This window comes from Patescibacteria group bacterium, from assembly GCA_040390045.1.
Taxonomy (GTDB): Bacteria; Patescibacteriota; Minisyncoccia; order Phycocordibacterales; family SIBU01; genus SIBU01.
This window is the reverse complement of sequence record JAZJZC010000001.1, coordinates 58517-69735: the sequence shown is the minus strand read 5'-3', so window position 1 is coordinate 69735 and position 11219 is coordinate 58517. Positions and strand designations below refer to the sequence as shown.

Genomic DNA, 11219 nt, shown 5'->3' with positions numbered 1-11219 from the left:
TAGGGGCAATGTTGAGTGTTTTTCTTGAGTGGAAATGGTAGCATTACTGAACAATGTCTCATCTTGTCTTAACGGTTGTTTTTACGATTTTACTTTTCCCAGCCATTTTTATGGTGCTTATTCCCATGATGCCAGCCATGACCTATTTGTTTGGGATGGCTGCGGTGTACGGGCTCGTTGATCGATTTGAACATTTGCAACTCGGCGAGTTGGCGGTGCTCGCTGGAATTTTTTGCATATCACTCATTGTCGATTGGTTTGCGGGAGTTTTAGGTGCGAAATATTTCGGTGCCTCAAAAAAATCTATTTTGTGGGGATGTCTTGGAATACTTTTCGGTAGTATTTTGTTTCCACCATTCGGGGGAATTCCCGGACTTTTCTTGGCGGTGTTTATTTCGGAACTTTTGCTCAATAAAAGCAACGCGGCCGCCTGGAAGGCGGCCGCGGGATCTTTAGTCGGTGCGCTCTCCGGTGTCGCCATCAATCTAATTTTGGCGGTTACTTTTTTTGTACTCTTTATTATTTTTTCGTTTTAAAAGAAAAAAGCCCCGATCCACCATGACGGATCGGAGCTGTACTGGTTGCGATGTTTTCCGTCGGCTTAGAAAAGCCAGAGCGGAGAGACTAAAATGACAAACATCAGTAGTGCAACACACTTGGCAACCTTACTGAGTTTCGGATTGTAGTAGCGCCTGTCGAGGTCATATGACCAGTGGAGAAACAACCGTGTCAGCGTCCCGACTCCAGCGGCTATGTTGTAGGGCTTTGGTGGCATTATTATAAATCCGTACCATGCTGCCAGACCCATGATGATAGAAGCTGCGACGTAGCCATGGTAGGCGACATACTGCCACCAGAATTCAAAGTTCAAGTTCATACATTTCCTTTCGCTGTCTCTAGGAAAAAGTATATCAGCGCGGTGCCAAATCAGCAAAACTTTTAAAAAAGCCCCGATTCGCGAAGCGAATCGGGGCGAGAGCACTCAAGAAATGATCATCCACATGGTGCCCGAGAAAACAATCACTGCGCTCGCTATCATCCAGATGATTGCCCCGGCGTAGGCATGGGGATTGAAGCCTCCTCGTTTTTCAATATACTCTTTCGCCGCGGCTCTTTTTTTCGGGCACCTTCTTTCGATTCCAACAGCGATGTTGTACTGGAGAACAAATTTCCACGTGTAAATGAAGGAGACGAAAACTACAAAAAGTACGACGGGTAGAGTCCAACGCAGAATGGTTACAATCATAAACCTCCTTTCCTGTTTTCTAATGAAAAGTTATCATACAGTAATGAAATCAACAACACTTTGCTTTTTGGTCAAAGGTAACAAGGTGCTTCTCGCAATGAAAAAGCGCGGATTTGGAATGGGAAAATTTAACGGGGTGGGTGGAAAAGTTGAGAGGGTCGAATCAATCGTTGATGCCTGCGTTCGAGAAGCACAGGAAGAGATTGGGGTTGAAATTAATAAGGGCACACTTACGCCTCGGGCACATCTTCAATTTTATTTTGACGGCAGGCCTGAGTGGGATCAAGTGTGTCACGTCTTTGTTGCCAAAAAATGGGAAGGCGAACCTGTTGAAACTGAAGAAATGAAGCCGGAGTGGTTTCCTGTTGCTCAATTACCATTTGAAAAAATGTGGATCGACGACCCACTGTGGTTGCCAAAAGTCTTGGCTGGGCAAGCACTGAAAGCAGAATTTCATTTCACTGCCGATGGGTCGAAACTGTTATCTCACGCGATTGAGAACGTCCAAAAATTGGATAATTAATAGTGCGCTGGATCGCCAGTGCTACGTACCATTGGTTTGATCGGTACTTTTTTAATAATTTCCAAAATTTCATCGTCGTCGTCAGTAATAGTGTAGAGGTTCATGTCCTCGGCGTTGATAGTCTTGTGTCTCCCGAGCATGACGTTTTTAATAAATACCTGTAGGTCATCCCAAAAGTCGTGCCCAACTAAAATGATTGGAATTTTTCTAATTTTTCGCGTTTGAATGAGTGTGAGGATTTCAAACATTTCGTCCAACGTGCCAAAGCCTCCGGGGAAAAATAAATAGGCTTCGGCGGCGAAGGAAAGGGCAACCTTTCTGGCGAAGAAGTAATCAAACTCGATAGCGTCGGTAGTGTAGTGATTTGTTCCCTGTCGTTTTTGAAGTCTGATGTTGAGGCCCACTGAAGGGTTGCCGATTTCAAACGCACCACGATTGGCCGCTTCCATGATACCACCTCCGCCACCGGTCAAAATCGTATAGCCGAGTTCAGAAATTTTTCGCGCCAAGTTTCTTGCTTGCTCATAGTGAGGATTGTTATCAGTAAAACGCGCCGAACCGAAAAAAGTTACTGACTTATTGTAATTTTTAATAAATTCAAAACCGTGCGTAAATTCGTGATCAATTCTGTGAACCTTTTCTTTTATGATCCGATGAATTTTTTCTGAATCAAGCTCTTCTGGGACAGTTTCGTTGGGGTTGTTGTTTTCCATAATATGTATCGATTGGCTTCATTTTACGGTATGGTTGGTTTTTTGCAAAGCTTATAAATACAAAATACAAATTTGGTACGAATATACGAATCTCACTATTTGTACTTTTGTATTGATTTGTATTTCGTATTTATGTGAATATGTAATTTTTAATCTTCTGATACAATAGTGAAGTACTTAGTAATTTATCTAATTCCAAAATGAAAAAATTATCGAGGACAGAGTGGATTGGAGTTATAATCGCTTTAGTGGTCACGTTTGGCATGTTGTTTTTTGGCAATATTGTTTTTCAGCCGGCAACACAGACGCCCACACCAGCAGAAATTCCTCAAGTTTCTGTTGATACAACTAATACGGTTCAGATTTAAGACACAGAAAAACCCGCCGCGCAAGGCGCGGCGGGTTTTTCTGTTATTTTCTTTGAAACATTTTGCACCTTTCAATGGTTATCTTTCAAGGTAAGGACTTTGAAATGAGATTCACAAGTCTTTTTTTCTCTCGGTGCGGACATCGTTTCAAGCGAAGAGGAGGGTTGTTGGATTACCAACAGTGTTTGTGCTTGTCCGCACAACATATCCCCGACTTAAATTTTTCCCATGAAAATATTACGGGCAGTGGGATTTGGGTTCCTCATCATCATTCTCCAACTTTTAGTTCCTCGCATGTTTAGCAGTTTCGAGGACGTGGTTGTGACAACCTTCCAAACTGCACAAGTCATTATGAGCGTTTCAAGTGGCGCGGTTAAAAGTGGAACCTATCCGCTTCTGCCATTTGATCCTCCTCATAATTAGTTTTGAAACCGATGCACGCTGCATCGGTTTGTCGCTGGCATTTTTGATAAAACCTTTCTTTCTGCTATGCTGACAGGAAATGGGAGCGATTAATTTTAAAATTGAACAGAAATTCCCGCGCGGTCGACTTGGCCGCGCGGGAATTCTCACAACTCCTCACGGCGAAATTCAAACTCCGGCTTTTGTTACGGTTGGAACTAAGGGCACGGTCAAGTCTTTGACGCCCGAACAAGTAAAAGATCTAGGCGCGCAAGTGGTTTTGGCAAACACCTACCATTTGTATCTCCAACCCGGCGAAGAAACCATGAAAAAAGCTGGCGGTTTAAATACGTTTATGAATTGGTCGGGTCCTACCATGACCGACTCTGGTGGCTTTCAAGCTTTTTCTCTCGGCGCTGCTTTTGGTAAAAAAATTAACAAGCTCGCGGAAGTGACACAGGGGGCGAGACCAAACAAAGACATTGATGAGCGAGACGAATTGGGCGCTTTTGCCAAAATTACTGAAGATGGTGTGGAATTTAAATCCGTACTCGATGGCAGTACCCATTTTTTTACACCAGAACGTTCAATGGAAATTCAGCATGCCATTGGCGCTGATATGATTTTTGCTTTTGATGAGTGCACGTCGCCGATTGCGCCATATGAATATCAGAAGGAGGCCATGGCGCGGACACATCGGTGGGCGACTCGAAGCCTCAGAAGGCATCGAGAGTTGCAAGTTGAAAGTGAAAAGTTAAAAGTAGAAAACCAGGCATTGTTTGGCATCGTGCAGGGTGGGCGTTTTGAGGATTTGAGAAAGGAAAGTGCCAAGATAATTGGGGAGATGGATTTTGACGGATTTGGTATCGGTGGATCATTTGAGAAAAAAGATATGAATACTGCCGTGGGCTGGGTCAACGCGCTTCTGCCAGAAAATAAACCACGACACCTTTTAGGAATCGGTGATCCGCTCGATCTTTTTGATGCGGTGGAAGAGGGTTGTGATTTATTTGATTGTGTGGCGCCGACACGTATTGCCAGACATGGCACGCTCTACACTCCAAATGGTTTGTTGCATATTACTGGCGGATCGTACCGAAATGATTTTTCTCCGGTTGTCGAAGGGTGCGGTTGTTACACCTGCAAAAATTTTACAAAAGCCTATCTTGGCTATCTTTTCCGCGCTCGAGAATTTTTAGCCTATACCCTTGCTTCAATCCACAATCTGTATTTTATAATTCATTTGGTTGATACTATCCGGCAATCTATTCTCGATAATACTTTTGAAAAAAACAGAGACGATTTTTTTCTCAAATACAAATAATTTCAGACCACTTTGGTTATCCCCAGGTCATTTGACGAGCGTACAGGCTCGTGTACAATAAAAATATGTCACATAGGCAATTCTGCGTCGACGTCACCAAGTCAAATCTCGAAAAACTTCGAGGTCTCTTTTGTGTGATGTAGGAAAAGCCAAAATCTCAAATCATAAATCACAAAAAAGAGTCCTCGAAAGGGGACTCTTTCGTTTTTACCTTACCACTTCCGTGTTGAGGACGAAAAACGAAGTTTGAACTTTGGAAATTTTGGTTATGTCAGATCATCAATCGACGAATGGTCACGCAGTTCTTGCCAAGAAGTTTGGTTCGAGTCGGCCCGCGCGCGAGGAGCATGGGACAAACGGCTGGTCGGGGGGACACGCAAAAGTGTTTTACATAGGACACGGATGGGTCGCGCTGGTAACGAAAGACGAACGAAATTCTCGCCCTCACATTGCAGATGGTGAGGCGTTTGTCTCGCGCCGGTCGTATCTTTTTGCGCAGAAGGTACATGGAAATTTTGGCTGGAAAAGGGGCGGGGTGGGAACGATTCGGCAACGGGTTATGTACCACTACATTCTTGGGTGGGTTTCGCCTCGTACATTTTGGGAACACATGCGTGAACCGGACCCAAGGGTTCGTGAAATCTGTGGCGCTTCAGTGTCACCTGATTGATGGGTGGGAGTTCGTTACCGCAGAAAATTTTACAAATTTTCTGCGGTTTTTTATTGTAACTGCGGAGAATACCCCGCCCGCTCTGGGGCGGGGAGGAATCCGCAACGAGAATTGAGCGTCGGCGGAGCCGACTCTTCTACAACAAAGTTTGCCCCGTTGCCTCGCCTAATACCCCGCCGAGGTCTTCCGAGGGAACCGCTTGCGGCGGGGATAGGACGAGGACAAACTTTATTGTCTAAACTTGTCTCTCGCGATATAGTGTTGATCATGGAGGGCAGATTCAAAATAAAAAGTCAATTTGAACCTGCGGGCGATCAGCCAAAAGCTATTTCCGCATTAGTAGATGGCATGAAAAAAGGGTATCAGCACCAAACGCTACTTGGTGTGACCGGTTCTGGAAAAACTTTTACCGCCGCCAATGTTATACAGGCGGTTCAAAAACCTACGTTAGTCATTGCTCACAATAAAACTCTCGCCGCCCAGCTTGCTCAAGAATATCGAGAATTTTTTCCCGACAACGCCGTTCACTATTTCGTTTCTTATTACGATTACTACCAGCCGGAAGCGTACATGCCGGTGACTGATACCTATATTGAAAAAGAAGCGGTGATCAACGAGGAGATTGATCGTCTGCGACACGCTTCAACTCAAGCACTCCTGAGCCGCCGAGATGTCATTATTGTGGCTTCGGTTTCCTGTATTTACGGATTGGGTTCACCAGAAGAATATCAAAAAGTGAATATGAAATTGTCGAAAGGTCAGGAGCTTGTTCGAGGTGACTTGATGCGCGCCTTGATTAAAGTTCATTACGAACGCACGACGCTTGATCTTTCTCCTGGACAATTTCGCGCACTTGGCGATGTGGTAGAGGTAATGCCCGTAAGTGAACGAGTAATTTACCGGATTGAATTTGAAGATGGAATTATTGCTCGAATTGTTGAGGTAGATGCAACCACTCGGCAGATTCGCAGTGAGCCCGAATCGGTTTTTATTTTTCCAGCCAAACACTTTATTTCTGCTGAAGAAGATCGCGCTAAGGCCATACAGACCATTCAGAGCGAGCTCAAGGATCAGTTGAAAAAATTCGAAAAAGAGAAAAAACTTTTGGAAGCCGAGAGAATCAAACGTCGAACGAAGTATGATTTAGCCATGATTAAAGAAGTCGGGTATTGCAACGGAATCGAAAATTATTCAAGACATTTTTCTGGCAAACTCCCGGGTGAAGCGCCCGATACCTTACTTTCATATTTTCCTAAAAAACCCGACGGCACGGCAGATTTTTTGACGATTATCGACGAGTCACATATTACGGTGTCACAAATTGGTGGAATGTACGCGGGAGACAAATCTCGCAAGGATACTTTGGTGGAGCATGGTTTTAGATTACCAAGCGCGCGAGACAATCGTCCACTGAAGTTTGAGGAATTTGAAAAACGTGTGGGGCAGGTTTTGTATACGTCGGCCACTCCGGGCAAGTATGAAATTGAAAAAAGTAATTTGACTAACGGTTCGGAAAAACTTGGTCAGGTAGTCGAGCAAGTTATTCGACCCACGGGACTTATTGATCCTGAAATTATTATTCGACCAATTCTTGAGAAAGCCAATTACAAGGGTCAGATCTACGATTTTATTGCTGAAGCGGAAAAAGTAATCAAAAGCGGTGAACGAGTCATTGCGACCACGCTGACCAAAAAAATGGCGGAGGATTTGAGTGTGTTTTTGAAGGAGAAGGGAATTAAGTCGGAGTATCTTCATAGTGATATTAAAACCATTGAACGAATAGAAATTTTGACTCGGTTTAGAAAAGGTGAATTTGATTGTTTAGTTGGTATTAACCTCCTGCGTGAAGGACTGGACTTGCCTGAGCTGGCTTTCATTGGAATTCTTGATGCGGACAAGGAGGGATTTTTGCGATCCGAAACCGCGCTCATTCAAACTATCGGTCGCGCCGCTCGAAATATCAGAGGGCGAGTGATTTTGTACGCGGATCGGCTGACCGGTTCTATGGAGCGAGCCATCGGAGAAACTAATCGCCGTCGTACTCTTCAGGTTGCGTACAACACCAAGCACGGCATTACTCCAAAGACTATTACCAAAAAAATTCACGACATTACGGAAGAACTTGATTTGCATAAGAAAACGGTTCGGATGTTGGTGGCGATGGATATGGCCGTGGCCCCAAAAAATCGTGAGAAACTCATAAAAGAAAAAGATCGTCAGATGAATTCGGCAGTAAAAATTTTGGACTTTGAAACCGCAGCGCTGCTTCGAGATGAGATTGCCGAACTTCAGAGGTTGATTGCGCTTGAGGGAAAACCGGAACCGGAATTTAAAAAAGAGATTTCTGCAAAGGCACTTCCGAAAATGAATAGAAAAAATAAAAAATAGTTTAAGAAAAGCCGCCGCGCCTCTCCGACTCGGCGCGGCGGCTTTGTGGTAGAATTATCATTGAAATTAGTATTATTGCTAGTGTGCGTTTCTGAAAAATGAGTATAGATTTTAAAATAAATCCAGTTCCCAAAGCGACCATAGCTATTAGCTTAGTTATGATCGCTTCTTTCGCTCTTACGCAGTATCAACCTCTTGATAGAGCAGCCAAACCTGTAGATTTTAACCAATGTCTTGATGACGAATTTCCACAATGCGTGTCTTATGTTCCTTATTTTTTAGGGAAAGTGTGCGCCCCAGACAGCACTTTTTTCTGCCACAATGTGAGGATTGTTGATGACACATGTTTGTTTTCAAGTGATGTCATTAACCGCTGTCACTCCAAAGAAGATAGATTTTATTTAAATCTTGGTTTTACACCCGCTCTGTTTAAGGAGAAGGGCACAATCTTTCCCTTTATTACCGCACTCTTTTTAGAAAGAAACTTCTTACGCTTACTTTTTAATCTCATTTGTTTTTTCTTGGTAGGGGCATTCATTGAAAAGAAATTTGGAGGTCTACGTTTATTTCTCATCTATATTTTCGCTGGTATTGGTGGTTCGTTATTATATTATTTTCTTTCTCCCACGAGCACTGAACCAATCATGGGGATGTCAGCGTCAGTTTTTACTTTAATTGGGGTGTATCTTGCGCTCGATGAAAATTTTAAAAAATATTACAAAGCTGCGATTTTACTTCTGTTCGCAAGTTGTACGTTGCTGCCTATCGAAAGTTACATTGGAATTTACCCTGTGTATGCTATTGTCTTTCTGATTGGTGTAATCGCTACGTATTTTTTGAAGGGCAAAAAAATCCAACTCGCTTTGTAAATTGCCCCCCATTTCTTTTTTCCAAACTTTTCTGGTATAGTAATTTAGTCACTCACCCTACGGCCTGCCGTGGGGTCTGTATTCGTAAAAACATATGAATAAAAACTCCAGCGAATTAGAAAAAATAATTGTAAAAGGAGCGCGGACGCACAACCTCAAAAACATTACGGTTGAAATGCCTCGTAATAAGATGGTGGTTTTTACCGGTCTTTCAGGCTCAGGAAAATCATCCTTGGCGTTTGATACCATTTTTGCCGAAGGTCAAAGGCGATACGTTGAATCTCTTTCCTCTTACGCCCGCCAATTTTTGCGCCAAATGCAAAAGCCTGATGTCGATGAGATCCAGGGACTTTCGCCAGCTATTTCCATTGATCAAAAATCTCGGTCAAACAATCCGCGTTCAACCGTGGCGACCATTACTGAAATTTACGACTATTTAAGAATTCTATTTGCTCGCACCGGCGTGCCGCACTGTCTTTTGTGTGATCGACCAATCAAAAAACTTTCTCACGAAGAAATTATTGAAACTATTTTGGACACCGTGAGAGATTTAAACAGCAAAGGTTCCGAAAAAGTTGTTATGGGTGTTCCAATAAACACTCTGAAGGTGAAAATTTTTGCTCCGCTCGTGGTAGGCCGAAAAGGCGAGTACTACCAGCTGTTGTACGATTTACTAGGCAAAGGCTACAGCACGGTAAAAGTTGACGGCGAAATTAAGAAACTGCGCGAACAAATAATTATTTCAAAAAATAAAAAACACGACATCGATGTGTTAGTCGATGAGTTTTTTGTTACTGAACTCACCGATAAGAAAAATGGCGTCCCTGAAAGATTGAGCGAGTCAGTTGAACGAGCGTTACAAGAATCTAAAGGCTTACTTAAAATTCAAACTCCAACAGAGGAGAGATTGATTTCTGCTAAATTTATGTGTCCGTACGATGGTTTTTCCTATCCAGAAATTGAACCTCGCCTTTTCTCTTTTAATTCACCATACGGAGCCTGTCCTGAATGTAACGGTTTGGGTACGCGACATTTTTTTGGCGATGAAGTTTGTCCGAAATGTAATGGGGCGAGATTACGTGAAGAAGCACTCCATGTCTATTTCGGTGGTTCTCATAAAAATGGTGGCCTCAATATCGTTGAACTTGTAGCACTCTCCATCAAAAACGCCCGAGAATTTTTTGAAAAATTAAAACTCTCAGCGAAAGATAAGGAAATCGCCAAAGTGCTGTTGAAAGAAATCGAGTCACGCTTGGATTTCATGATCAATGTTGGGATCGAATACATGTCGCTTGATCGTCGTGCACATACGCTTTCGGGTGGTGAAGCGCAACGTATCAGACTGGCCTCACAGCTCGGTTCTGGTTTGGTTGGTGCTTTGTATGTTTTGGATGAACCAACCATTGGACTTCACTCAAAGGATAACGACAAACTTATTAAAACTTTGCTTCACCTGCGCGATATCGGGAATACTATTCTTGTTGTTGAACACGACGAAGAAACTATTCTTTCGTCTGACTATTTAATAGATATTGGCCCGGGCGCTGGCGTTCACGGTGGAAAAGTTGTTGTTTCCGGTTACATTGAAGACTTGCTTGGCGCTAAGAAAAACGATTCGAAATCTTTAACCTTGGATTATTTGCGTGGAGATAAAAAAATTCCTGTTCCTGAAAAAAGGCGTGATAACGAAGCCGGAACTTTGCGTATTCGCAATGGCAATATTTTTAACATTAAAGGTCTCAACGCCGACATTCCACTTGGCCGACTTGTAGCGGTGACTGGAGTTTCTGGTTCTGGAAAATCTTCCTTTGTCTACGAAATTTTGTTTAAAAATTTACAAGCGAGGCTCGAACGACGCTATCGAACCGCCGAAATTTTTAATTGCTCGAGTTTTACTGGTACAGAATATCTTTCTCGCACAATTTTGATCGACCAAAGTCCCATTGGCCGTACACCGCGATCAAATCCAGCAACCTATACAGGCGCGTTTACGTTTATTCGCGAACTGTTTGCGGAATCACCCGAAGCAAAGGTGCGAGGCTGGAAGGCCAATCGTTTTTCCTTCAACGTGAAGGGGGGACGATGTGAGGCTTGCCAAGGTAACGGAGAAATCGCTGTCGAAATGCACTTTTTACCCACGGTGTATGTGCCCTGCGAAGTGTGCGAAGGTAAACGCTTCATGAAGGAAACACTCGAGGTGACTTACAAGAAAAAAAATATTTATCAGGTGCTCGGCATGAACATCGAACAGGCTTTGAAATTTTTCGAAGATATTCCGGCCATCTATGATCGACTTAAATCACTTGAAGAGGTCGGGCTCGGATACTTGGAACTTGGCCAGTCAGCTACAACGCTTTCGGGCGGCGAGGCTCAGCGTGTCAAAATTTCTTCCGAGCTCTACCGACAACACGTTGAGAAAACTATTTATATTTTGGATGAGCCAACGGTGGGACTTCATTATGAAGACGTCAGGAAGCTCGTGGAAATTTTGCAAAAACTGGTAGATCACGGCAATACTGTAATTGTGATTGAGCATAACCTCGATGTTGTTAAGTGCGCCGATTATCTGATTGATTGTGGGCCACTCGGCGGAGAGGGAGGAGGAAAAATTATTGCCAAAGGCACACCGGAAGAAGTGGCGAGAACCAAAGGGTCGTTCACCGGAGAGTATCTAAAGAAGATTCTGTAATTATTTTGGAAATTAAAAATGCCAGCT

At 43.4% G+C, this 11219-nt stretch carries 12 protein-coding genes; 9 read left to right on the top strand and 3 right to left on the bottom strand.

Going from position 1 to position 11219, the window contains the following annotated elements:
* Positions 1 to 53 precede the first annotated feature (53 nt).
* On the top strand, positions 54 to 536 hold the full coding sequence (locus V4467_00380; GenBank protein ID MES2087434.1) for a DUF456 domain-containing protein: 483 nt from the start codon (positions 54 to 56) through the stop codon (positions 534 to 536).
* 65 nt (positions 537 to 601) lie between these two features.
* On the opposite strand, the gene V4467_00375 is transcribed toward V4467_00380, so the two are convergent.
* Together V4467_00375 and V4467_00370 are read right to left on the bottom strand one after the other, a co-directional pair.
* Positions 602 to 877 (bottom strand): hypothetical protein, encoded by a 276-nt coding sequence (locus V4467_00375; GenBank protein ID MES2087433.1) that lies wholly within the window; start codon positions 875 to 877, stop codon positions 602 to 604.
* A 105-nt stretch (positions 878 to 982) separates the two neighbouring features.
* A complete protein-coding gene (locus tag V4467_00370) occupies positions 983 to 1246 on the bottom strand; it encodes a hypothetical protein (GenBank protein ID MES2087432.1) in 264 nt (87 codons plus the stop codon).
* Positions 1247 to 1289: 43 nt separating this feature from the next.
* Here V4467_00370 and V4467_00365 point away from each other — a divergent pair, with 43 nt between their 5' ends.
* Complete coding sequence (locus V4467_00365) at positions 1290 to 1769, top strand: 8-oxo-dGTP diphosphatase (GenBank protein MES2087431.1); 480 nt, start codon at positions 1290 to 1292, stop codon at positions 1767 to 1769.
* Here V4467_00365 and V4467_00360 read toward each other — a convergent pair.
* Positions 1766 to 2482: a TIGR00730 family Rossman fold protein gene (locus V4467_00360; protein ID MES2087430.1), complete on the bottom strand. Its 717-nt coding sequence runs from the start codon at positions 2480 to 2482 to the stop codon at positions 1766 to 1768. The genes V4467_00365 and V4467_00360 overlap by 4 nt on opposite strands.
* A 200-nt stretch (positions 2483 to 2682) precedes the next feature.
* Here V4467_00360 and V4467_00355 point away from each other — a divergent pair, with 200 nt between their 5' ends.
* The 7 genes from V4467_00355 (at position 2683) to uvrA (ending at position 11192) form a co-directional block, all read left to right on the top strand.
* Positions 2683 to 2850, top strand: coding sequence for a hypothetical protein (locus V4467_00355; GenBank protein ID MES2087429.1), 168 nt, complete (start codon positions 2683 to 2685; stop codon positions 2848 to 2850).
* Positions 2851 to 3078: 228 nt separating this feature from the next.
* Entirely contained in the window at positions 3079 to 3273 is a 195-nt protein-coding gene (locus tag V4467_00350) for a hypothetical protein (protein ID MES2087428.1), read from the top strand.
* 79 nt (positions 3274 to 3352) lie between these two features.
* Positions 3353 to 4576, top strand: a complete 1224-nt coding sequence (tgt, locus tag V4467_00345; protein MES2087427.1) for a tRNA guanosine(34) transglycosylase Tgt — start codon at positions 3353 to 3355, stop codon at positions 4574 to 4576.
* A gap of 268 nt (positions 4577 to 4844) precedes the next feature.
* Positions 4845 to 5246 (top strand): hypothetical protein, encoded by a 402-nt coding sequence (locus V4467_00340; protein ID MES2087426.1) that lies wholly within the window; start codon positions 4845 to 4847, stop codon positions 5244 to 5246.
* 267 nt (positions 5247 to 5513) lie between these two features.
* Positions 5514 to 7634: an excinuclease ABC subunit UvrB gene (uvrB, locus tag V4467_00335; protein ID MES2087425.1), complete on the top strand. Its 2121-nt coding sequence runs from the start codon at positions 5514 to 5516 to the stop codon at positions 7632 to 7634.
* Positions 7635 to 7792: 158 nt separating this feature from the next.
* A complete protein-coding gene (locus V4467_00330) occupies positions 7793 to 8503 on the top strand; it encodes a rhomboid family intramembrane serine protease (protein MES2087424.1) in 711 nt (236 codons plus the stop codon).
* A gap of 94 nt (positions 8504 to 8597) precedes the next feature.
* Positions 8598 to 11192 carry an excinuclease ABC subunit UvrA gene (uvrA, locus tag V4467_00325; protein ID MES2087423.1) on the top strand — a complete coding sequence of 865 codons (2595 nt, stop codon included), beginning with the start codon at positions 8598 to 8600 and terminating at the stop codon, positions 11190 to 11192.
* Positions 11193 to 11219 lie beyond the last annotated feature (27 nt).